The organism is Paraneptunicella aestuarii (assembly GCF_019900845.1).
Classification (GTDB): Bacteria; Pseudomonadota; Gammaproteobacteria; order Enterobacterales; family Alteromonadaceae; genus Paraneptunicella; species Paraneptunicella aestuarii.
In genome coordinates this window covers 867514-894382 of the sequence record NZ_CP074570.1, presented here as the reverse complement: position 1 = coordinate 894382, position 26869 = coordinate 867514, and the positions used below count along the sequence as shown (strand labels likewise).

The following is a 26869-nucleotide window of genomic DNA, read 5'->3' as shown; positions in this document are numbered from 1 at the left end:
ATTTACCCGCCTCCTGGCAGCGTAACCTGCCAGGAATGCTCAATATCCTCGGAATCACTGACTTCCTCGAAGAGAGTGGATTGGTCGGGCATTTATGATCGAGCGTAAAGGCCAGTAGCAAGCAAACAAAGTCATAATACTGATTAAGACAAGCGTACCTGCATATAACGGAACAATCTGCACATTGACATAATTAACCAATGCCTCTGAGAAGCCAATATACAGCCCAAGAAGAATCACCAGACTGATAACAAAGCCAATAGCTACAGAACTTGCATTGTCTTTGATAATCAAGGCTATCACATCATTGCGTTTAGCACCGATGGCAAGCCGAGTGCCTAATTCAAAACGGCGCATCTGCGTTGCGTAACTAAGAATGCCGTATAAACCGATGGTCGCAAGAAAGAAAGTTAATACAGCCAAAACTGAACTGGTAATAGCAGTGGTGTATTGCGTAAACAATAATTCGTCACGCTGATCATTCAGTGTTTCAAGCTCCGACAATAATAATTGACGATTAACTTCTTGCGCGATTTTTGCCGCTGACTCACGTGACAAAGTTTGATTTGGCTTTAGTTTGACTATAAATTGCGGCCTTGCTTCGGCTAATGGCAAGTAGGCACGCACAGGAATATCGTTTGCTGTTGGCATTTTCACACCTTTAACCACACCACTAACGGTATAAGTAGTCCCCCCTAACACGATTTTAGAGCCAAGCGCACTACCTTCCCCTGCTAACTGGGCGGCGTAAGAATCGTTGACAATTATCAAGCTACTTTCATCGTTAAAATCTGCAGCACTGAAAAAATCGCCTTCAATCAAAGGTTGTTCAATAATCTGAAAATAGCGATTATCAATAAATCGGGTCTCTATCAACTGAAGCTCTTGGGATCCTTCAACACCCTGGTTAATACGTCTGGCTCTGCCAAGAGGGAGCACCGCCTGTGAAACATCCGCTACCTGTGGCAACTCCATTAACCTGTTCTTAAACTCCAGCATGAGGGGCTTGATCTCTTCCTCAGATAAATTACTCGAAGAATTGATTTTTAGCGTTAACGCCGTGATGTTATCAGTCTCAAACCCAAGGGGTTCATTAATCGCTTTTAGAGAATCTCTCAACAAGCCGATACTGACAAACACCAACAAGGTAACAATGGAGACTTGGGAGATAATCAACAATCGTCTTACTGTTTTTGATACCTGGATCCCCGTACCTTTACCACTGGATTGCAAGGTAGCATTTAAAGCACGGTAATTAATCATACTGGCGCTTATACGAGCAAACAAAAGCCCCAACAGCAGAGCAATAATAAGTGCCGCAATTAGCGTAACACTATTAATTGCTAATTCATCAACGCGAGGGAGTCGTAGCGCCAGATATTGCTTCAACACCCAAAAGCCAGCACTGGCAATTATAAGAGCCACTAACACAGACAAAAAGACCACCAGCCCCGACTGAGAAAAGAGGGTTTGGAATAAATGGCGTTTGCTCGCACCCACTGCGGCATGGATGGCTAACTCACGTTGCTGATCAGCGGTGCGTGACATGAAAAGGTTCGTAATATTGGTACAAGCGATCAACACCAAACCAATCACACCTGCTAACAGCAATAAAACGGTATTTTTACTATCGCCCAAAATCGCTGTTTTAAACGATTGTAGTTCGGTATCCAAAGTCCAATTATCGTAACGTGCAATTTCAGCGACATTGCCTCGCCAAAAATCATTAACCGGAAGTCTCAGTTCTTGTTCGATTTGGGAAATACTGCGATCACTATCAAGCTTTCCAACAAAACGAGACATTACACTAAAGGAACCAAAACCTTCCCTTTGTGCAGCGTCCAAGGTATTGAAATCCCAAGGTAAAAATATATCAGTTTTTACGCCAGTACCTGCAAGTTGTGGCTCGATAAAAGATTTGGCCATTACTCCCACAACTCTAAAGTTGGTACCGCCAAGAGTCACCGATCGTTCTAGAATAGAAGTGTCGCTATTAAATTCATTTTGCCAAAACTCATAACTGAGGATAGCCACCGGATTATAGCTATCTTTCTCTTCTGTTGATTCAAAAGCACGTCCCATAGCCATTGTAGCGCCCATCATAGGAAACCAGTCTGGCGTGACAAAGGTATTTCTCACGGTTGGTTGAGTTGGCTGAGAGCTTAACACTCCATCTTCGTAGCGAACCAATGCAGCCAATGAAAAAACCGTTTGTTTTTCAAAAAAATTAACTAATGTGGGGTAGTTGTAAGCGCGCGCGATCACTCCGCGGTTCTTATCAACAATGACAGAATTTACCTGATATAAGTTTTCTTGTTCCGGATAAGGTAAAGGTTTGGAAATCACGACATAGGCTAAAGTCAGAATGCACAATAAGGCACCTAATGTGAGGCCAAGGGTAGTGACAATAGTCACCAGGAATCCTTTTTTGGCACTCAAACCTGCCCAGGCCTGTTTGAGTAAATAAATGCTATGGTTCATCCGGTTATATCCTGCTATTACTTTGCGGCTATGGTAAGCCCTAATATCAATTTATTTTATTCCTGACAGCTATTATTGCGAATAACGTGCCAACATTACTTATCCCCCCTCAGAATTCGGGGAATATTGACCACCACATAGAAGAGTCGGCGAAATACTTTAATCATAAAGGCTTCGAGGACACCTGAGGTATCGAAAGAAGTCGAAAGTGGCAAAGGGTTACATCGGAAGAAGGGTGCTATGACTGATATTTGAGTGAATAATTGCAACATTCTTCCGATATCGTACTCACCCAGTCCGATATCGGACGTCTAGTAAAAACCCAAATTAATCCAATGAAGTCATGGGATTTAGGTTTAGAGTACCCCACTAATTTTACTCAACACCCGAGCTTCTTTGTACCAGATATGGCAGGTTCCCTGCTGTGTTTTTTGATTAAAATAGTATTTCCTCGTTCCCTCTACCTGATCAATAAGCTTGAAGCCACAATATTTAAATTTCAGATTGTTCAGCGTTAGCCAGGATAAAACTTTAATACCTGAGCTGGGTAACAATAAAGGTAAATAACTGTAAATGGTGCGGCATACCTCTCCAGGGAAAAAAACCACCTTATCGGGAGCATATCGATAAAGCTCTAATACGGTTTGCAAATGAGCCCATGACAAATAATGCATTTCCTGAGTGAAGACCACGTAATCAACGGCATCCACCACAGCAGGATCGAAGACAACATCAACGACTCCGGAATGCACCCAAACAGATGTTTTACTCCCGTAATCAGCGCGATGCTCTTCTATACCCAAATTAAAATTATTAAAACGCATTACCACATCATACTGATCAATACTCTTCCCTTTTCCTTTGCCTAGCTCACAAGGTGAATTGCCTACCACCACAATAGATGAATCTTTTAAATATTGGCAAAAGGAAGTATATGTATCAGATTCAAGCATCGACTTATAAAGATTTACCTCATCATCTAAAGCTAAATCTTCATGCATCATTGAAGAAACACTAACGTTTTTTTTGATGCAAGCGTTTAAATCATCTCTATGCAAACTTGACTGAATAAGATCCCGAGCTTTTTCAATATTGCCTTTCTGCAAAAATAGCCCAGCAATACTAACAATGCCGTAAGAAGGCAGAATGGCCTGTTCACGAAGAAATATATCTAGCAACTTCTCAGGGATAGCTTTGAACCTGGAGATTGTTCGCACCAGTTCCAGTGCTAAAGCGCACAAAACAGGTGAACGCTTTATCAAGTATGACAATACAGAACCCGGGAGCATTTTTAAGATGTAGAAATAGCAAATACAAACCCATTTACTTTTAGCTAATTTATCCAAAATGGAAAAAATAACGGCCTCCAGATTGATTCTTTTTCATATGGTCATCCGCGCCTAATCTGTAAATAACCTCATGGAAATTATCCACAAATCAAGTGACTTGATGACCAGTCTCGAAATAAATTTCAAATAAAAAGGGATTGTAGCCAGGCCCTTTTAGTGTCGTAAAAACCACCATGTCAGTCTTGTAGTCCAACCCACAAATTGAATGATGCTCTGCCACCAATTTAGCCTTAAGCGCTTCTGGTATAGTTTGATTTCAGATAAGTATATTTTGTATCGTTCCCACGATAACCTGAAACGGTCACCGTGTTGTTTAATAACATTCCAATCAATACGTATATCATCTGGAAAAAACTGCTCTGGAACGACAGGTGTATCTTTCGATTTGAGCTCGAATAACCGGGTTCCCTGATCATTTACAAAATGATTTAAATGAATCGCGAAAAGGCCATCCTTACTGAAATCGTAGTGCAAATCTGCTGCCTGAAGAGATTTCCAATCATCCCCACCAGGAGCATTGGTCTTCTCGAGCTTTTCCTGAAACTTAGAGAGAAGGTTCTGTCTGAACATGAAAGGAGCGCTATCTGAGACACCCCAAGTATCCCGCGCAATTTGTGCATTTTGTTCTTCACTGCCATGTGCATACCAAATATCTCCATGAGAATGGTGCAGCGAAAACACCGTCAATCGACGAATGGAAGCATTGCACAACATTGAATAACCAGTGGATTTGAAATACTTGGTACGATGCCACGGAGCCCAGGTTCCAAAAGGATATTTGGAAGAAGAGTACAAATCCCATTGAAAGGTCGACTTTATGCCTAACATCTTGATTGAAGGAGCATTTTCACCAAGTTCTTTGACATGCGATTGAATTTTTTCAACAAAATTGAGAGGTAAAATGTCATCATCGTCGAGATTTGTTGTCAAAACGTAGTCAAGATCGTCAGGAATGTACTGCTCTAGCCACTCCAGGCTCCCCAAATTATCGCCATGGTTAAATTCGTAAAGATATGTTCTTTCTCTCTTGGAAATGAGTTTTTCCAGCCTTTGGCGATACTTAGCCGGGAGCTCAGGGTCAATAATAAATACCCAGTCAAAATTTTGGTTGGTTTGCCCCAGAACATTAGGCAAACACGCGGCCTCAAACAACACGAATCGAAAATCAAGCAATTCTGGATTGAGTGGGTCTCGTGGTGAAAACTGATCACCAGACTGGTGTTGATAGTCTACGCGATTCTGTCTGTAAGAAAATCTCGTCATCACGACGTGACCAAAAGTCATTGTTTTCATTTAGATACCTCTACTTGCTTTCGTTTTTTTTCTTTTCGGCATTGCAGCGTAACCCCTTGCAATTAACGTAATGGCAACTGAGTTTTTAGATCGCGAAAAACTTACCTAATCTGGACTGCACATAGCCAATAACATGCCAAAATCATTTTTTCACAATAATTCCTGAAGGAATTATGAGAGAGAACAGAATTAAATCTTTCAATAAGTAGCTCAAACTTATTCAAGCCTTGAAATATAGGGACTCTGCTCAACCCCAAAACATTCTAATAAGGTTCAATAACAGCGGTTAATTACACTCTCAGGAGTAGTAAAAATGTACAACTCAATATTTGTGGATTCTCGTCGTAATAAAAGCGTCCGAATTCGGATTCTCAGCGTCCGATTTCGGAACACTGAAAGACATCAAAAAGCCCCAAGGTTTCGCGAAACTACTATTTAATTACCTTTGAATATCGTCATACTTTTCTAGTCTACGATACAGAGACGATTTAGTCAGACCCAGTAATTTAGCGGCCTGCGTCATATTACTTGCTGTACTGACCAAAGCCTGTTTGATCAGTTTTCTTTCAGCTTGTTCCAATGTCATCATCGCAAACTTATCTTCCTTTTGATTCAAAGAAGCAGAGATCATAGGTAAATCGTCTGCACAGAGCTCATTCCCCTGAACAAGCAGTATTGCACGTTCCATAAGATGGCTTAGTTCCCTGATATTACCTGGCCAATGATAAGTTTTGAGCATTCGTTTGGCCGATTCGGTGAGAACCACAGCTTCCCTTTTGTATTTCCGGCTTAGCTGGCTAATGAAATGCTCTGCTAATGGCACAATATCCTGCTCTCGCTCCCTCAAGGTCGGCACTCTAAATTCCAATGTATTCAGGCGATAAAATAAATCTTCTCGAAATTCTTCATTGGCAATAAGTTTTTGCAAGTCGCTGTTTGTGGCACTGATGATACGGGTATTCATATATTGGGTATGACTGGAGCCCAATACTTCGTACTGCCCAGACTCAAGCACACGTAAAAGTTTAACCTGCTGCGACATCGGAATATTGGCTATTTCATCAAGAAACAGGGTGCCCTGATTAGCCAGTTCAATACGACCGATGCGATTATTCTTCGCATCAGTAAACGCCCCTTTTTTATGCCCAAACATCTCACTTTCAAATAAGCTCTCCGCTATCGCCCCCATATTGACAGATACAAAACGCCCTGCTCGATAACCAGACAAGAGGTGAATAGCTTTAGCTAATTGACTTTTTCCTGTACCGTTTTCTCCGGTAAGTAAAATGTTAACATCCGTAACAGCAACGCTTTTGATCTGCTCCAGCAATTTCCGCATACAAGGTGAACGCCAAACATACTCTTGCTGAACAATCGACTCCAACCGCTGTTGCGTTTTTTTGTTCTGAACCCGCAAACTCGATAAGGTCAGTTGCTGTTTGATAATCTGTAGTAAGCGCTGATTTTGCCAAGGCTTTTCAATAAAATCTCCAGCCCCCAGCTGCATCGCTTTTACAGCAAGTGCAACGTTAGACCAAGCAGTCATAGCAACGACGGGTATATTGAAATCAGATTTTGACAACCAGGATAAAAAGGTGATGCCTTCTTCTCCAGAAGTCGTATCCAGAGAAAAATTCATATCCAGCAAGATCAGATCTACCTTGTCTTGCTGGATAATTTGGCGAGCCTGATCCGGGCTATTTGCTTCAATCGTACAATATCCATTGTCTTCAAGTACAAAGCTTGTGCTTAAATAAATATCATGTCGATCATCAACTATCAGTATGCGTGGCTTCTTCAACTTCAACTTAGCCCCATAAAATAATCACTTTCATACCCATAACACCTCTTTAAGACCTACCGACTATTCAAAGACAGATAGTCCATAAAGACGATTAATAATCTGTTGGATATGCTCCTCATCCAACAAGGTAAAATGATCGGCTTCCACATCATGAATTTTAATCGGACTTTGCAGCAATTCATTCCATCCATAATCATCCATAATAAGCATTTGTTCCCGATGACTATTACGGGCTCGATATAAAGTCACATCAATCTCATGACCAAGTTTCGATGGCTTATAGGTATGGTAACAATGCTGATTTGCCTTATACACATTGAAATAAGCCAGGAATTGTTCTGGTGCCATTTCGATACCTTGACTTTCAAACAGAACAGCAATGTCTTCATCAACGCCATTTTTGCAGGCAATACACAAAGCTTTAAAGTCAGCTTCACCTAAATGCACACCATAAAGATTCATCAAACTAGTTAAAGCCTCAGTCAACATTGCCGTTTCATCAGGTGTAATAAGTTGCTGAATCAGAGATGGAGCAAAAGAATCCAACAAGGTTAATGAAGCTATCTCGTCACCCTGTTGCAATAACTTTTTACTCATTTCAAAGGCCACGGCTCCGCCATAGGAATGACCTATTAGAGTGTATGGTCCTTCGGGCTGTATAGACTTCATAGCCTTAATATTGATCTCAGCAGTCTCTTCAACGCTGTTTAGCGGCGGTTCGATGCCATCAAGTCCAATGGCCTGTAAACCATAAAGTGGCTGTTCCACTCCCCGTGCAAGAGCTTGGAAAGGCAATACATTTCCCCCGGCTCCCGGCACCGCGAACATTGGCGAACCACTTCCTGTTGCCTTAATAGATACTAAAACCCCTGTATCGCTGTCTTTATTGCCGCCGATAACTTCTGCTATTGCCGCTACACTGGTAGCGGTGAAAAGGGTAGTCAGAGCGAGTGATTGATTAAACTGCTTGTTTATTTTCGCTATTAATTTTACAGCCATCAGGGAATGCCCACCCAGTTCAAAGAAACTGTCGTTAATCCCAATGGTTTCCGGTTCAAGTTCCAAAACATCAGCCCAAATAGCAATTAGCTGCTTTTCCATCTCATTGCGAGGAGCAAGATAATCACGACTGGAAGCAACGCCAACATCCATATTTTTTAATGCTCGTCTGTCTACCTTACCATTTGGCGTCAGAGGCAGTTTATCAAGCGCTAAAAATCTGGCTGGAACCATAAACTCCGGTAAAGTAGCCCGAAGTTTTTCCTGCAGATAATGGATGAATTCATTAACATCCAGGAAAGTGCTGTTCTGAGTTAATTGCTGAAGCGATGGATGCTCGGAGCTAATAAGCTGATCATTGGCTTTATTGTCCAATCGAGCATAAATCTGATATAGGTTAGTTCCGGCAAGAATATCAATCTGTTCCGAGACATAGGTATAGCCTTTGCTCTGCAAGAGATTTTCAACCCATTGTAGTCGGCCTTCAGTATCATGAACTTCTAATACCAGTTGACGTATTCTTCCCCAATGTTCATCCCGAATCCCTTTCAGAATTTCAGCCTCACTCTTTTCAACATCCACCTTAAGCAAATCAATAGATTCTATGCCGTTTTCCTCAATGACCTCAGATATTGTTTTCAGGCGGCAGCTGAACTCCTCTGTTTCAAGACGAATTTCCAGAAGCTCTTCCAATTCTTTTTCTGACAGGCTGGCCTCAGTATTCTCGATATAGCTCCTGACCGTATTTTTCTCTTCTTCTTTACTGGCATAGCCACCAGAGAGAATTGACGCGTGAGGATAATAGCTAAAGGTCATTTCCCCTGACTCTGAGGAAATACCATAATTAAAGGTTTGAATATTGTCGCCATAAAGCATCCCATTGCGTCGAAGAGCGTCATATATTGGCGGTAAAGGCTCAAACGCAAAAATTCTGGCATCGGATATAACAGCGTTAACAAACATGGAAAATACACCGATATTTGCCCCCACATCCAGTACACAATCACCGTCTTTCAGGGTGATGCCGTACTGTAAATAACATTCATCTTCAAATATCTCCTCATAGGTAAAATCAGCCTCTTGAGGGTTAATACAGAAAATTGGCAAACCTTTGGGGAGGCGATGCACATCTTTCATGTTCTCGCCTTGACTCTGCATTTGCAGGAGTTTCCATATGATCGGCTCTTTATGCATGTTGGGTACAATGTAAGCAACCAGTTCTTTACGCTCACCTTCTTCTTTAAGCAATATCTTGGCGTCGCTTAACTCGTCCAATTGCAATAATTGCGACTGGATTTCTCCCAGTTCAATCCTGAAACCGCGCAATTTCACCTGATCATCAATACGCCCCAGATAGTCAATATTTCCATCGTCCATCCAGCGAGCCAAGTCGCCTGTTTTATACATTCGAGCGCTCCCACCACTTTGAGAAGCGAATGGGTTATTAATGAATTTTTCCTGCGTTAATTCCGCTTTATTTAAATATCCCCTTGCTAACCCATCACCCGCAATATGTAGCTCGCCGGGCACACCTTTAGGCACTGGCTGTAGGTTTTTATCCAAAATATAGAGCTGAATATTATTAATCGGTCGACCAATTGGTACAGAAACCAGTTCTTCGCCCTTAAGGCAATCATAACTGGTGACATCTATTGAGGCCTCAGTTGGCCCATAAAGATTATACAAAGGGGTATTGGTCATTTTGTAATATTCCCTGACCAAATCGGGCTCCAATGCTTCCCCGCTGCAAATAACCTGCTTAAGCGAATGGCATTGTCCGAATTCCTTACTCTGCAACATAACTCTTAACATTGAAGGGACAAAATGAAGGGTAGTCACCCGTTCTTTGTTGATCAGTCCAACAAGGTAGTCATTGTCCTTATGCCCTCCAGATTTTGCGATCACCTGAGCACTACCGTACATCATCGGCCACACCAGCTCCCATACCGACACATCAAAGCTGAAGGGGGTTTTCTGTAGAACCCTGTCGTTCTGGTCGATCTGGTATTTTTGCTGCATCCAGTCAAGGCGGTTTACAGCGCCCTGATGTTCTACCATTACACCTTTTGGCTTTCCGGTAGAACCGGATGTATATATGACGTAAGCCAAATGACGAGAATTCACCTCATGCTGCAATTCAATCTGTTGAGATTCCAACTCATTAACACAAGCTTTTATCTCTGACCATTGCTGATCCAACGTCACAATTTCGGTGCTTTGCGCTACCAGAGACCTAAGTTTTTCGGTTAATTTATCCTGAGTAAGAATAATGGTCGCCTGACTGTCTTCAATCATGTAAGCCAGTCTGTCTTCCGGGTAATCAGGATCTAAAGGTACATAGGCTCCTCCAGCCTGTAGAATCCCCCAAATGCCTACCATCATTTCCAGCGATCTTTCCACACACAGGCCAACCAGCGTATCAGGGGTTACTCCCTTAGACTGGAGATACAATGCCAGAGTCTGGCTTTTTTCGTACAACTGTTGATAAGTTAAGGTTTCATCCTGATACACCACAGCTAAATTATCGGGATGGCTAATCGCTTGTTCCGCAAAGTAGTGATGTAAACATTTGTTCTTCGGATAATCCGCCTGAGTATCGTTGAAACTATGTAGTACCTGCTGCTTTTCTGCCTCACCAATAAACACCAGATCCGCAATATTGCAGCCAGGATTAGCGACAATGGCCTGACACAGCTCATTAAAGTGCTGCCCTAAACGTTCCATGGTTTGCAATTTGTAGAGGGAAGTTCGATATTCAAAAATCCCCACCAAACCATCTGGAGCATCGGTAAATGAAGCTACCAGATCAAACTTACTAATGTTGCTATCCAATGGGTAAGAGCGAATATTCTGTTGAGTATCGTCTGCCAGCGGTTTTTGTAGCACAAACATGATCTGGAACAATGGCGTAAGAGCCATATTTCGCACTGGTTGCACCAAATCCACTACCTTTTCAAACGGGGTATCCTGATTCTCGTAGGCTTCCAGACAGGTTGTTTTTACTTGGGTCAGTAATGACGTAAATGGTGCCTCTGCCTCCACCTGATTGCGTAACGCCAAGGTGTTTGCAAACATACCAATAAGTCCTTCAATTTCGCCATATTGCCTATTTGCAATTGGACTACCAAGGCAAATATCATCCTGCCCCGTATACAAATAAAGCAAGGTGTTAAAAGCTGCCAGCATAGTCATAAACAGTGAACATCCCTGTGCTTCTGACAATGCTTTTAATCGCTCTGATAACTCAGGCTCCATACGGAATGTATATCGAGCTCCCACAAAATCCTGAACAGCTGGACGAGAATAATCTGTCGGGAAGTTAAGACTCTCTGGTACACCGTTCAATTTTTGTTGCCAGTAGGAAAGTTGTTTCTTAAGCACCCCGTCTTCATCCAGCCACTTTCTTTGCCAGACACTATAATCCAGATACTGAACCGGCAAGGCGGGCAAACTCGGATGTTGGTGTTGTTGCAGCTGTGCCATGATCTGCCCAAACTCTTTGATCATTACACCCACAGACCAGCCATCACCGACAATATGGTGCATTGTCAGAACAAGAATGTGTTCTACATCTGAAAGTTTAACGACTTTTCCTCGAATAAGAGGCCCAGTACCAAGATCAAATGGCCTCTCGACTTCACTTTGACAGACTTGCCGTGCCTTCTTATGTTGAGCTTCGATATCCCGGATATCGCTCAAGTCAATCATTTCAAGGTTAAAGGCTATAGAATCCAGAATAACTTGCCTGGCTTGTCCCTCTTCTTCTGGAAAGACTGTACGTAAATTTTCATGGCGATCAATGATCAGCTTAAATGCTTGCTCCAGAAGGCGGATATCAATCTCACCGCTAACGATAAATACGCCAGGAATATTATAACCCGCACTACCAGGCTCAAGTTGCTGAATGAACCATATCCTTTCCTGTGCATAGCTCAATGGGAAAGACTCAATTGCACTGCCATCAGGATTTGTTCTATTAACCGGTTTGATGGGTGGGATCTTGTTGCATTCGGCCTGTTCAATTAATGGCGCAAGGCTTGAGATGGTGCCTTGTTCAAACAAAATCCTCAGAGGTAGTTCAACTTCAAACCGAGCCCTTATCCTGGATATCAGTTGCGTTGCCAGCAAGGAATGCCCACCCAGTTCAAAGAAGTTATCATTCACACCGATCTTGCTGGCTGTAGCATTCAGCACTTCTGCCCAGATATCAACCAATTGCGCTTCTGTTGCATTACGTGGTGCTAAATAAGCCTTATTTGACTCGAGATTAACCCGGCGGCGTTGCAAATCTCGGCGGTCTACTTTGCCGTTAGCGGTTAACGGAATTTCCTCTATACATATAAAGGCCGATGGCAACATATATTGAGGTAAGGATTGCTGCAAAAATGAGGTTAATATTGAATCGTTAAGTTCAACTTGCGCGTCATCAACCGCAACACCACTCTCAACATAGTACGCTACCAGGTGCTTGTCGCCGTCTCGCTCCTGTACCACTACAGCACAATCTTTAACGGCTGGGTGTTGATTCAACTTCGCCTCAATCTCTCCAGTTTCAATCCGAAAACCGCGGATTTTCACCTGGGTATCAATCCGTCCCAAGTATTCAATAGTGCCATCATCCAACCAGCGAGCCAGATCACCCGACTTATACATTCTGCTACCAGATACAAATGGATTAGGAATGAACTTCTCTTTAGTCAACTCTGGACGGTTAAAATAGCCTCTGGCAACACCATCACCGGCAATATGCAATTCACCGGGCACACCGACAGGAACAGGGTTGTTATGCTGATCAAGGATATAGACCTGTGTATTGGATATGGGGCGTCCAATAATCTGAGATGGGAATTCTCCTTCTATACGATGGAAGGTCGCTACAATCGTAGTTTCAGTAGGGCCATAATTATTCACCAATGCAAACGAATAATCCCGCTCCTGATAATGTGACAGCTTATCGCCGCCAATAAACAGATATTCCAGGTGTGGATTAATAACCTCATTGCTTTGCATGAGTAACTGCGCAACAGGTGTGGCTAAAAAGCAATGGCTAATCTTATTTTCGGTAATAAAAGCGTTTAATTTTGTTGCATCAATATAAGTATCATTGGTGCCAATAAAAACAGTTGCTGAATTAGTCAGATAAGGCCAGATTTCAAATCCCGAGGCGTCAAATGCGATATTGGCCAACTGCGTTGCTCTACTGTCCTGTGTAACCTTAAAAGCATTTTCATGCCATGCACATAAAGCAACCAGCCCCTGATGTTCGACCATAACACCTTTGGGTTGACCGGTAGAACCGGATGTATAAATCATATAAGCCAAATGATGAGGTCTAACTTCTTCTCGCAAGACCACATCACCAGCATCCAGCCTGGCAACACATTCGGCAATCTCTAACCATTGCTGATCTAATGCAACCAGTTCAACGTCATCTTTCACTAAACCGCACAGGTTATCCTTAAGGCTTTCCTGGGTCAGGACAATACTTACCTGACTATCTTTCAGCATATAATCCAGTCTGTCGTCAGGGTATGAAGGATCTAAAGGCACATAGGCGCCACCAGCCTGTAAAATTCCCAGCATTCCTACCAACAAATCCAGAGTTCTGTCCATGCAGACAGCAACCAGACTATCGGGCCTAACACCTTTGGATTGCAGGTATAACGCCAGCATACGACTCTTGTCATATAGTTGCTGGTAACTCAGAGACTGGTTCTCAAAAACAATGGCTGCTTTATCAGGATTTTTGGCAACTTGTTGGATAAATAACTCATGAATGCATTTATCGTTTGGATAGTCTCTCCGAGTCTCGTTATTGCTCCTTATAAGCCTTTTCTGTTCGGCTTCTTCCATAAATACGAACCGGCTAATACTGGTATCAGGCGAACTAATGATAGCTCGACACAGCAATTCATAATGACGTGCTATTCGGGCAATAGTGTTAGCCTGGTAAAGCGACGTGCGATATTCAATAGTACCGACTAACCCCTGGGAGGTTTCAGTAAACGAAAGTGTCAGATCAAATTTACTGCTGTGGCGCTCCAGAGGATATAAACGAATGGGCTGATCGGTTGCTTCCTCCGGCGTATTTTGCAATACAAACATAACCTGAAATAGCGGGCTAAATGCCATGTTACGTCCCGGCTGCACCGCATCAACCACTTTTTCAAACGGCGTATCCTGATGCTCATAAGCCTCTAGGCAGGTAGTTTTAACCTGTTCTAGAAGAGACTGAAACGAGGATTCAGTATCCAGCTGATTTCGTAAGGCCAACGTATTGACAAACATGCCAATCAACCCTTCTGTTTCTCCGTAATGGCGATTGGCAATCGGGCTACCAATGCAAATATCTTCCTGACCCGTATAGCGATATAGCAATACATTAAAGGCGGTCAACAAGGTCATAAACAATGTGCAACTGTGCTGCTCGGAGAGGGATTGCAATTGCTGACTTAAGCCAATATCCAGACTGAATGTATGCCTGTCCCCAGCAAAATTCTGAGTGCTGGGTCTGGGATAATCCGTAATAAGTTCAAGGCTTTCAGGGACACCTTTTAGTTTTTTCTGCCAGTAGTCCAGTTGTTGCTGTAGCCTGGTTACATTTCCGGAACCACTTTGCTCCAACAAGGCTCGTTGCCAAATACTGTAATCCACATATTGGATCGACATGGCAGGTAGCTCAGGTTTCTCGCCTTTTTGCAAGGCAGCCATGATAAGGCTGAATTCTTTAATCATAACCCCTGCAGACCAGCCATCACTGATAATATGATGCATAGTCAGGAGTAAAATATGCTCTTGTTCTGCCAATTTCAGCAGCCTTACCCTTAAAAGGGGGCCGTTAGCCAAATCAAAGGGTTTTGCGGCTTCTTCCAGGCAAAGCTGTTTCGCTATTTGTTCACGGTTTGCAATATCATTGAGCTGGCTCAGATCTCTGGACTCTATATTAAAATCCATCTGTTCAAGAATAACCAACCGAGCGCGCCCCTCCTCATTCCGGAAGACAGAACGCAAATTTTCGTGACGTGAAATCATTAACCTGAAAGCCTGCTCAAGGTATTCAACATTGAGTTTGCCACTTATGGTCACGGCCTGAGGCATGTTGTAGTCTGCTTTACCAGGTTCCAATTGCTCAATAAACCATAAACGCTCCTGCGCATAACTCAGCGGAAACGATTTCACAGGCGTACCATCTTCCAATGTACGACGGGAAGCGGTAATAGCCGGGATGTCACTCAGATCAGCCTGAGACACCAGTAATGCAAAACCTGCAATACACGGCTGTTCAAATAAAGCCTTTAAAGGCAAATCAACATTAAATTGTTCACGAACTCTGGATCTAAGCTGAGTTGCCAACAGCGAGTGCCCACCCAGTTCAAAAAAGTTATCGTTAACACCGATCTTTTCAGCATCTATTCCCAGCACTTCGGCCCAGATAGATACCAGCTTTTCTTCTGTCAGGTTTCGCGGAGCGAGGTAGTCCTGCCCTGATTCCAAGGTCACCATTCTTCGCTCTAATGCCGCGCGATCAACTTTGCCATTGGCGGTCAGAGGAATAGCGTCGAGGTTCACAAACGCGGCTGGCAGCATATACTCCGGCAAAGATTTCGCTAAGAAGCTTTTTAATTCCACTCCGGGTAATGAGTTTAAATCTGAACCTGCATCTTGGGCTGATTGGGTTTTAGCCACATAAAAGGCAATCAGTCTTTTATGACTACCCTGCCCCTGCGCAACGACGGCACAATCTTTAATGTCTGGGTGCTGGTCAAGCTGGGATTCGATCTCGCCTGTTTCAACACGAAAACCACGGATATTAATCTGTGTATCAGCCCTACCTAAATACTCAATGTTGCCATCATCCAGCCAGCGTACCAGGTCACCCGTTTTATACATCCTGTCGCCTCCACCATGTTGCTCAGCAAAAGGATTGGGGACAAATCTCTCTTTCGTCAGTTCAGGTCGGTTGAGGTAGCCTCTTGCCACCCCGGCACCGGCAATATGCAGCTCACCAGGCACACCCACCGGAACCGGATTATTAAAGGGATCAAGAATATAAACTTGAGTATTACCTAATGGTTTACCTAAATGGATACGAGACAATTCCGTACTTATTAGTTCAGTGGTTGATAGCTTGGAAATGGTTGTCTCTGTCGGCCCATAATTGTTAAACACTTTGCAATCGGGACATAGCAGATTAACCGTCTCAACAATTTTTCCAGGAAGCGGCTCGCCAGCAAAAATAAGTATTTTATTAGGTGCAACAATTTCCGTATCTGACGTTTTGAACATTTCAAAATGAGAGGGTGTAATTTTCATGAAATCAATGGGGTGAGCGTTCATGTAAGCTCTTAACTCGCCCGGCTCATTCACACACTCATTGGAAATCAGATGGATAGTTTTGCCAAAAATAACCGGAATATATAAATTGGTGTTGCCCAGATCTGCCGAAATTGTAGATATCAGAGCAAATGTGTCGCAAGACTGTAAATCCATTTTGCTGTAGAGCGAATAGCTATACTCAACAATCATTCCATGCTCAATCATTACACCTTTGGGCTTACCCGTAGAGCCAGAGGTATAAATTACATAGGCCAGATGCTTAGGAGTTACCTCTTGCTCTAGCTGCACTCCCTTTCGATTTAAATCAGCAGCACAAGCCTTTATCTCAGACCACTGCTCATCTAAAGTGATGATGTGTGTATCTGATGTCACAATATCGAAAAGCTTACCTTTGAGCTTTTGTTGGGTCAGAATAATGGCGCACTGACTGTCCTGAGCCATATGGGACAGCCTGTCATCCGGAGAATCCGGATCCAATGGCACATAGGCGCCACCTGCTTGCAATATACCCAGTATCCCCACCATCATATCGAGTGAACGCTCGACGCATAATCCCACGAGGAAATCAGGTTTCACCCCCAGAGATTGCAGGTACAATGCCAGAGCCGTGCTTTTCTCATACAGTTGTTGATATGTTAGGTTTTCTCCCTCATACACCACTGCTGTCTTATTCGGATTAGCAGCCACCTGTTCAATAAACAGCTCATGGATGCCTTTATCCTTTGGATAATCGTTCCCTGTATTGTTTAAGTCATGAACCAGATACTGGATTTCTTCCGTCGATAACATGGGCAGGGCATGAAGTGCCTGAGACCTTGTATCCAACGCCTGACCTATACCTTCAAGCAAACGACACAAATGTGCATTCAACTGCATGATATGTTCTGCGCTGAACAGACTGACATCATAGCTCCAGTTTAACCCCCCCCCCTGTTCAGAAAGACTCATTTTGACACTCAGGTCAAACTTTTCCCGGATAAAATCTGTCTGATACGCTTGAATGCCTACATCAGCCAAGGTGAAAGCGGCATCACCCGATGTATCGCTGACCCGATAATCCGTATTGGTGGTTATCATAATTTGAATGAGCGGACTATGAGCTGTACTTCTTGGCACATTTAAGCGTTCAACCAATTGCTCAAAAGGGACATTCTGGTTTGATTGTGCGTCTAAATGCACCTGCCTGATATGAGCAAAATACTCAGACAACGTGCTGTGGCTGGTATCTACCCTAAGCACTAACGTATTAATAAAACAGCCAATTAATGACTCCAGCTCTGCTTGCAGTCTGTTCGCAACAGGGGTACCAATAACAATATCGCTAGTGTTACTGTGTCTGGACAAAAGCAGTGCCAACGCGCCATGCAATAACATAAACGGTGTAAGTTCATGTGCCTTGGCCACACTGAGCAACGATTTGGCTATGGAAGCGGATAATTGACCGAGAACCACCGCGCCTTTGTATTGCTTTGTATTCGGGCGAGTATAATCCAAAGGTAGACTATGCACCGCGGGCAATCCATTCAGTTGCTTCTCCCAATAGCCAAGCTGTGACTCCAGCACCTCTCCTTCGAGATAATCTCGCTGCCAGTGGGCATAATCAGCGTACTGAATTGCCAATTCAGGAAGTGGATTAACCTGCCCCTGACTATACGCTGCATATAATCTGACAAATTCTTTAACCAACACCTCCATCGACCAGCCATCTGAAGCAATGTGATGCATATTAAATATCATCACACCACTACTAGCGGTCATTTTCACATAGCTCACCCGCAGCATCAGATCTTCTGCCAGGTTAAATGGAGTGGAAATGTCCAATTCAATCAGTGCGTTGACTTGTGCTTGAAGCGCTTCGCCAGTGAGGTGACTCAGATCTTGTACTTTAATAGCGAAAGAGATATCAGACATATTTCGAGCATGCTGAAATGTCTCATTACCTTCGTTGATATACACTGTTCTGAGGATTGCATGGCGCTCGATAATGGTATTAAAAACATCGGTTAGCATGATCAGATTTGGCTGACCTTTCACCTCGAACACTTTGGGAATGTTATATTCCGGCGTTCCCCCCTGCAAAGCGTCGATAAACCATAACCGCTGCTGGGAAAAACTGAGAGGCTGTTGACCAGAGGCACCTGCCCCATCCTTATTCATGGGTCGTACAGGAGGAAGCTTATCTGCTGCCGCTACTTCTTGTAGAAAAGCAACAATTTCAGATTTATTACTGATCAGTTTCTGTTTCAGCTCCTCAGTTAGAACGCCTTTCGGGGCCTTTAGCTTAAGTTCCCCGTTCTCCTGCCATAGCTCTATTCCTTTGCTATGTAATTCAGTGATTAATGCAAAAGCGGTCATAGTGACACTTCCTCAAATTCAACATCTGTACGCTCTGCATTTGACAGCAGATTATCTTGCTGGACTTTAATGACCTGACAAACTTCCGCCACACCAGCAATAGTATTGGCACTAAACAGTGCTTTCATGGGGATCTTTATGTCTAATTGGCTATGGATCTTGGCAATCACTTGAGTCACCAATAATGAATTCCCGCCTAAATCGAAGAAGCTGTCGTTTATTCCGATATTTTCAGGCGCAAGTTTTAACACCTCACTCCAGATGCCGACTAGCGTATATTCAGTTTGATTGCGCGGTGCAACATAGTCTGCATCCGACTCAGCACTCACATCCATTGCAGCCAATTTACGTCGGTCAACTTTACCATTAGCCGTCAACGGAATTGCTGCCAGGCTAACAAATACAGCAGGGAGCATATGCTCAGGTAAATTTTTCCGAAGCTGTGCTTTTAATTCTTCGTTACTTAGTTGCACAAGCTCACCCTCTTTACTGTTCTTGGCGACATAACAGGCCAACAGTTGCTTGTCACCGGCAGAGCCCTGAGGAACCACAACAGCATCTTTAATTCCGGGATGCTGTTTCAACTGATTTTCAATCTCGCCAGTTTCAATACGGAAGCCTCGAATTTTCACTTGGGTATCAATACGTCCAAGGTAGTCAATCGTGCCATTTTCTCGCCAGCGAACCATGTCCCCACTTCGATACAACTTGCTGCCAGGCATAAACGGATTAGTGATGAATTTCTCAGCCGTTAGTTCAGGTTGATTGAGATATCCGCGCGCCAGGCCATCGCCAGCGATATAAAGCTCACCGGGTACGCCCACGGGTACAGGTTGTTGGTATTGGTCAAGAATATAAACCTGCGTATTAGCAATGGGTGAACCAATGGGTAAGCTACTCATATCGTCAGGCAACGCCTCTGTTACCACATAACAACAGGTAAATGTGGTGTTTTCAGTGGGGCCATAACCATTAATAAAGATGCTATCCGGACAGTGCTCTAAAAACTTCCGGGTTGTGTCCACCGGAACCACATCACCACCTGACAATAACACTCTAAGACCAGCCAACTGAGCAACGTTATCTTTTACCAATGACTGGAACAGCCCTGATGTCAGCCACAGCACACTTATCTGATATCGAGCGATGAGTTCACCAAGATGCTCAACGGCATCTTTGCCTCGCGGTGCAATGACCAGTTTTCCACCATTTAACAGTGGCCCCCAAATTTCCAGCGTTGCCGCATCGAAGGACAATGAGGCAAACTGTAAGAAAGTATCCTCATCCGAGATAGCGATAAAGTTGGTATTCTTCACCAGTCGGTTAACTGCACGGTGGCTCGTCATCACACCTTTGGGCTGTCCGGTAGAGCCGGACGTATAAATCACATAGGCAAGGTGCTCTGAGTTCATCTCTCGAACCCCATTTCGCTCCAGAGAAATGCCTTCGCTTTGTAAGCCTGCTGCACACTGCTCAATCTCAGCCCATTGCCCGTCCAGTGCGATCAGTGTTGTATCCTGCGTAACAACCTCTGAAAGCTTAGGAAGCAGTGCTTCCTGAGTCAGTACCAGCGCTGTCTGACAATCTGCCAACATATAAGCCAGGCGTTCCTGAGGATAGTCCGGATCCAGAGGTACATATGCACCACCGGCTTGTAGTATCCCCAATATCCCAACCATCATCTCAATTGACCTTTCAACACACAGCCCCACCATGGTATCCGGAGTCACGCCCTGCGACTGCAGATATAACGCCAGAGCATGACTTCTGTCGTAAAGCTGCTGATAGCTAAGAGATTCATTTTCATAGACCACCGCAGTCTTGTCCGGATTAACCGCGACCTGCTCCTGAAAGAGGTCATGGATACACTTATCCTGCGGGTAGTCAGCCTGGGTGGCATTAAAATGAGTGAGTACCTGCTGTTTTTGTTCAGGGGTCAATAAACTTAAGTCTTTAATTGCCGCATCGGGAGAAGCAATCAGCTGCAAGGTTAACCTCTCAAACTGCTCTGTCAGAGTAACAACGGTTTGTTTCTCATAGTAATAACCGTCATAAGTAAACGAAATTGACAGTTTGTCCTTAGCCGCTCCCTTGATTGTCAGAGGATAGTTAGGGGTTTCATCACCATTAAAACTGTTAATAAGGCTGTCGGCTTCAGCAATTCTTTCAACCGGATAGTTCTCATAAACGAACAGGGTCTGGAAAAAGTCTTCATTGCTGTTATTTCCTAACATTTGCTGAATTTCAACCAATGACGTGGTTTCAAAATTTAATTTTTCTGATTCCCGGATTTGCATTTGCTTGAGTTGCTCCAGCAAACTTCTGTTTGCATCAAACCCAATGCAGGTAGGGGTTGTATTAATGCACAGACCCACAATTTGATCACTGTGCTTAATATCAAGTATGCCGGTACGTCCGGAGCTGACACTACCAAAAGTGACCACTTTATTACCGCTATGTAAATGCAACATTAAAGCCCAAATAAATTGCAGAACCGTATTCATCGTCAATCGGTGGGTTTTAATCAGTTGCTCAAGCTGTTTAGTTGCATCCTCAGACAGGTAAAAATCTACCGTTTCAAATGCCTTTTTGGCCTCCCTTTGCTCAGCCTTTAAGTTCATCATTGGCAAAGGTGTTTTCTCGTCATAATGGCACAGATAATCTTTCCAGTATGAAGCGTCCTTGTCGCTGTCACGGTTGAGTAACGACGCGACGTAGGCGCGGAAAGGAGCCGTTTCCGGCAGCTGATATTCCTGCCGCTGTACCAGCGCTTGATAGGCTTTGAAGAGATTGGAAAGGACGATCCCCTTTGCCCAGCCGTCCATCACAATATGATGCTGTTCAAAAAGCAAACAACTGGAAGTCTGGCCAGAGAAGAGAGTCATCCGCATCAATGCTCCCTGCTCAAAACTTATCCCTGAACGCTTGCTTTTTTGCATCCAGTCTTCACAGGCAGATTTAAGTTCCGCATCGGTTTTCTCAGACCAGTTCACTTCATCTATCTCGGCATTCACATGCCTTAGAATCATCTGTAAGCTGGTATTGATGTTGCTCACATCAGCCGTAAAAATCTGCATCCGCAAGGCATCATAATGGTTCACAACCAGCTGCCAGGCTCGGCGTAATGCTTGTATATCTACCCGACCATTGATGCCAATGGCAGATTGGGTCAGGTACATACCTTTATTGTCCTCAGTTTGAGCGTATAACGTTTCAAAGAGGATGCCTGATTGCAACGGAGTTAATGGGTAAATGTCCTGAATGTTATTCAGTTCAACATTCCATTGTTGAGCCAGATCCGGTATTAAATCATCCAGTTGCGACAGCGAAGCTGACAGTAGCGGAAAATCATCAGGTGTATACCCTAACCGGGGCGCATCACAACAATGCTCAATGAGAGCTTCTAACGCTTCAATAAAGCATGTTTGCCATTGCCCAATAGGCTGTTCTTTCCATTCTTTAGGATACTTAAAGGTAAAAGACAATTGCTCAAAGGCAACCAAACCGTTAATTTTCACTGGCTTATTGACTTCTTTTTGCCGCGAAATAGCATCACCTGTTGCCTGCTCACTTAATGAAAAATAATTGCCACCTGAGTCTTTTTCAATCGACTGAAAATCACCCAGAAAGTTGAATACAACCTGTGCTTCCGGAATGCTTTGTACCGATTCATGGCGATTGATGTAACGAAATACGGAAAAGCCAACGCCTTTATTAGGAATTTCATGCAAAGTCGATTTGATTTCCTTAATACTTTGCCCAATGTCCTGTGGATTTGACAGCTGGAAAATAACCGGATAGATGCTGGTGAACCAGCCCAAGGTCTTTGTAATATCAATAGCGGGATCTAACTGCTCTCGGCCATGACCTTCCAAATCAAGCATCAGCCCATCATTTCCTGTGGCCTGACAATAACTCAGCACAACCGCCGTTAATAACAGATCATTAATGTCCGTACCGTAAGCCTGATGGCAATGTTTTAGTAACTTTTGGGTACTGCTTTTTGATAACTGAACCCTGATATCCAAAATATCATCATTACGCCAGGTCTTCGATTCAAGCGCATTATCCAGCCCCTGCGCTTTTTGGCTCTGCTCAATCCAGAACCCAAGATCTTTTTGACCTTGTTCTGAATCTTTATAGGCTGCCAGTGAATTGACCCAGTCCCGATAGGAGCTTCGTTTATCTGAAAGTTGAAGTGGTTTCCGGGTTAACTGCTGTCCGATCAGATGATTAAGATCTTCGAGCAAGATACGCCACGACACACCGTCAACGGCAAGGTGGTGAATAATAATAGCTAACTGATCACTGCTGTTACCTTTGGAATCAAACCATATCCATCTCATGATAGGGCCATTTTCCAAATCGAGACTACTCTGCCACTGATTGCAAACCTCTTTCACATAGTCTGCAATCTGATCTTGCTGAACGGCCGCAATATCATAAGAGTGGATGCCAAGTTCAGAAGATGTATCGGGCACTGAGCCAAGGTATCGTTGTTGCCAACCATTACTGGTTTTGGTGAATCGAAGCCTTAAAACATCATGCTGTCGAGCTAATGCAGTGACAATGCTCTGTAAATCTTCTGTGGATAAACCGACATTCAGATTTAACAATATCGACTGATTATAATGATGAACGTCCGTTTGGGCATGCTCAAAGAAATGTGCCTGAACAGGGCCTAATTGAACTTCGCCTTCAAGGATACCGTCTTCGCTAATTATTTCTCTGGATCCACTGGTATCACAATTCTCCATCAATTCCCGAATACTTTGATAATCAAACATATCATTGATATCAAAGTGAATATCATGCTGTGACGCAGTGTAGATAACCTGGATGATTTTGATCGAATCGCCACCGAGTTCGAAAAAATTGTCATTAATGCCAATCTTCTCTGCCTCAAGATTCAATATGTCTGACCAAATAGCAACCAGTTGTTTTTCTCTGGCATTACGAGGTGCAACATAAGCCTCTTTTGATTCCAGGCTAATATCTTTGCGTGCCAATGCATTACGATCAACTTTACCATTGGGTGTCAGTGGAATTCCTTCAAGGCTAACAAAAGCCATCGGCAACATATAATCAGGTAAACTCTGCTGTAACCAAGCCCGTAACATTTCATTGTCCAGCTCTACAAGCTCTTCTCCTTTGGTATTGCTAGCTACATAAAATGCAATTAGCTTTTTATCGCTTGCTTCACCTTGCGCCACAACAACCGCATCCTGGATTTGTGGGTATTGATTTAGTCGTTCTTCTATTTCCCCTACTTCTATTCTGAAGCCTCGGATCTTGACCTGATTGTCAGTTCTACCCAGATATTCAATATTTCCGTCATCCAGCCATCGAACCAGATCACCACTTTTGTACATTCGTGAACCTTCGCCGCTTTGTGCATGAGCAAAAGGATTAGCAATAAACTTCTCTTGAGTTAACTCAGGGCGATTCAGATATCCTCTGGCTACCCCGTCCCCGGCAATATGCAGCTCTCCTGGTACACCGACAGGAACAGGTTTGTTATTGCGATCAAGTATGTAAACCAGCGTATTGTCTAGTGGCTTGCCTAAATAAATACTGGATAACTCACTACTTTTTAGTTCCGATGTAGAGAGTTTGGAAATGGTTGTTTCTGTTGGCCCGTAATTGTTATACACCTTACAGTCCGGTTGCAGCGTATTGACAATCTCAACAACTCTTTGTGTGAGAGGTTCTCCAGCGAAAATAAGGACTTTTGAGGACGCGACTATCTCAGTGTCTGACATTTTGAACATTTCAAAATGAGACGGAGTAATTTTCATACAATCAATGGGATGACAGTCAAAATAATCCTTCAACCTGTGAGGATAATTGACATAGTCATTGGAAAATAAATGAATGGTTTTACTAAAAAGAATAGGGACATATATGGAAATGTTTCCAAGGTCAGCAGAAAAAGTGGATACTGCCGCAAAGGTGTCACAATGCTGTAAATCCATTTTCCTGAACACTGAATAACAGTAATCAACCACCATCCGGTGCTCTATCATTACGCCTTTCGGTTGCCCTGTGGATCCTGATGTATAAATGACATAAGCCAAATTGTCAGGCTTAACTTCCTGACTCAATGCCGCTTGCTGACGCATTGAATCAGCAACGTCTTGTATCTGAAACCATTGCTGATCCAACGCAACAACATGTGTCTCATCAGTGGCTATATCGCTGAGTTTGTTCTTTAGCTTTTCCAGCGTCAAAACTATAGGGGTTTGGCAGTCTTGCAACATATAGGCAAGCCGATCTCCCGGGAGATCAGGATCCAATGGAACATAAGCTCCTCCTGCTTGCAATATACCAAGTATTCCCACCATCATTTCCGGAGTTCTTTCTACACACAATCCCACCAGACTATCCGGTTTAACTCCTTTTGATTGCAGGTATAAAGCCAGCGCCAGACTCTTGTCATAAAGCTGTTGGAAGCTCAATGTTTCCCCCTGACAGACTACAGCGGGTTTATCAGGATTGAGCGCTACCTGTTCCTTAAAGAGCTCATGAATACACTTATCTCGGGGATAATCGGCTTGTGTGTTGTTGTACTCTGTCAGTAGCAGTTGTTTTTCAGCTGCACTAATAAATTCCAAATCACTGATCTGCGCGTCAGGAGCAGCAACTATTGATTGACACAAGGCACCAAAATGCTGGGCTAGTCGCTCAATAGATTGCGGTTTAAAGAGGGAGGTTTTATAAACAATTTCACCATCCATTCCCTCCGGTGTTTCGGTAAAGGAGATAGTGATATCCAATTTACTGGTATCAATGTCTAAACGATGGCGACGAATATTTTGTCCAGGCAACTCCTTGCGCTCGTTATGCAACCCAAGCATGATTTGAAAGATGGGATTAATCGCCGTGCTACGCACTGACGCTACTTTGTCCACTATTTTCTCAAAAGGAGTATCCTGATACTTGTATGCCTCTAAACACGTTTCTTTAACTTGCGCTAACAAAGAAATAAAGGATGCATCACCTTGCACCTGGTTTCTTAGTGCCAATACATTGATAAAAAGGCCAATTAAGCCTTCAGTTTCACCAAATTTCCGGTTGGCAACAGGACTACCAAGACAAATATCCTCTTGCCCTGTGAGGCGATACAACAATGCATTAAAGGCCGCCAGCAAGATCATGTAGAGTGTGCCACCTTGCTGTTCTGCCAACTTCTTTAACTTGTCTGTCAGGCTTCTATCCAAACTGAAGGTATGCATGGCTCCAGAAATGTCTTGTACACTGGCTCTTGGGTAATCCGTCGCAAAATTAAGACTTTCAGGTACACCCTTGAGTTTTTCCTGCCAATAAGTCAGTTGCTGTTGCAGCAGACTGCCTTGTTCTGTGCCGCTATCTCCTTTGCTGTTGCCACCCAACAATTTTCGTTGCCAGACGCTGTAATCCAGATACTGTATTGGCAAAGGGGGTAATTCGGGGCGTTTACCCTGACCTAAACAGTCCATGATAAACCCAAGCTCCTTGATCATAATCCCCATGGACCAACCATCACTGATAATATGATGCTTGGTCAGCATGAGCATATGTTCATTCTCACCTAGTTTGACCAGTTTTCCTCTAAGTAACGGCCCTTTGGTCAAATCGAAAGGAGTGGCGGCCTCTTCTTGGCCCAATTGCTGCAATTGCTCATGCAGGGTTGCTTCATTTTCAATTTGACTGAGGTCGATACGCTTCAATTTAAAATCCATACTGGGCAGTATGACCTGGCGTCCCTGTCCTTCCTCGTTGATGAAAATGGTGCGAAGATTTTCATGGCGCTCGATCAACAGATTGAATGCCTGTTCCAAATGCTCAGTGTTCAGATCGCCGCTGATAGTAACGGCTCCAGGAAGGTTATAACTGGTATTGTCAGGTTCCATTTGCTCAATGAACCACAACCTTTCCTGAGCAAAACTTAAAGGGAAAGAAGCAATAGGGCGACCGTCAGCATCGATCCGACTTACAGGTTCAATAGGCGGGATGTCACTGGTTTTAGAAGCCTGGGACAAAAAAGCAATAATGTCCTCTTTATTAGCAATAATTTTGTCACGAATATCGTCTGTCCAAGCTTCTTTTGAGGCCTTAAATTTAAGCTGCCCATCTATCTGCCATAACTTTATGCCTTTAGCATGAATCTCATTTATAAGTTTAGCTATGGTCACTGTACTTCCCCTTTAAAACATTTTTTTGTATTAACATCTGATGGTGTTTTTAATGTTATAAACTTACCGATTTAATC

The 26869-nt window shown here is 43.5% G+C and carries 6 protein-coding genes; all 6 read right to left on the bottom strand.

Going from position 1 to position 26869, the window contains the following annotated elements; genetic code table 11:
* Positions 1-54: 54 nt before the first annotated feature.
* Positions 55-2481, bottom strand: a complete 2427-nt coding sequence (locus tag KIH87_RS03635; protein WP_232360175.1) for an ABC transporter permease — start codon at positions 2479-2481, stop codon at positions 55-57.
* A 356-nt stretch (positions 2482-2837) separates the two neighbouring features.
* Entirely contained in the window at positions 2838-3827 is a 990-nt protein-coding gene (locus KIH87_RS03630; RefSeq protein WP_232360174.1) for a glycosyltransferase family 29 protein, read from the bottom strand.
* 156 nt (positions 3828-3983) lie between these two features.
* Positions 3984-5123: a glycosyltransferase gene (locus KIH87_RS03625; RefSeq protein WP_232360173.1), complete on the bottom strand. Its 1140-nt coding sequence runs from the start codon at positions 5121-5123 to the stop codon at positions 3984-3986.
* A 439-nt stretch (positions 5124-5562) separates the two neighbouring features.
* Positions 5563-6930 carry a sigma-54-dependent transcriptional regulator gene (locus KIH87_RS03620; protein WP_232360172.1) on the bottom strand — a complete coding sequence of 456 codons (1368 nt, stop codon included), beginning with the start codon at positions 6928-6930 and terminating at the stop codon, positions 5563-5565.
* A gap of 57 nt (positions 6931-6987) precedes the next feature.
* Complete coding sequence (locus KIH87_RS03615; RefSeq protein WP_232360171.1) at positions 6988-18618, bottom strand: non-ribosomal peptide synthetase; 11631 nt, start codon at positions 18616-18618, stop codon at positions 6988-6990.
* Complete coding sequence (locus KIH87_RS03610; RefSeq protein ID WP_232360170.1) at positions 18615-26792, bottom strand: non-ribosomal peptide synthetase; 8178 nt, start codon at positions 26790-26792, stop codon at positions 18615-18617. Before KIH87_RS03610 ends, KIH87_RS03615 begins: the two co-directional genes overlap by 4 nt.
* Positions 26793-26869: the final 77 nt, after the last annotated feature.

What these genes read in the sequence shown, in the direction of transcription:
- KIH87_RS03635 (WP_232360175.1), bottom strand. Translation starts at nt 2,481, where the DNA reads ATGAACCATAGCATTTATTTACTCAAACAGGCCTGGGCAGGTTTGAGT.
- KIH87_RS03625 (WP_232360173.1), bottom strand. Translation starts at nt 5,123, where the DNA reads ATGAAAACAATGACTTTTGGTCACGTCGTGATGACGAGATTTTCTTAC.
- KIH87_RS03615 (WP_232360171.1), bottom strand. Translation starts at nt 18,618, where the DNA reads ATGACCGCTTTTGCATTAATCACTGAATTACATAGCAAAGGAATAGAG.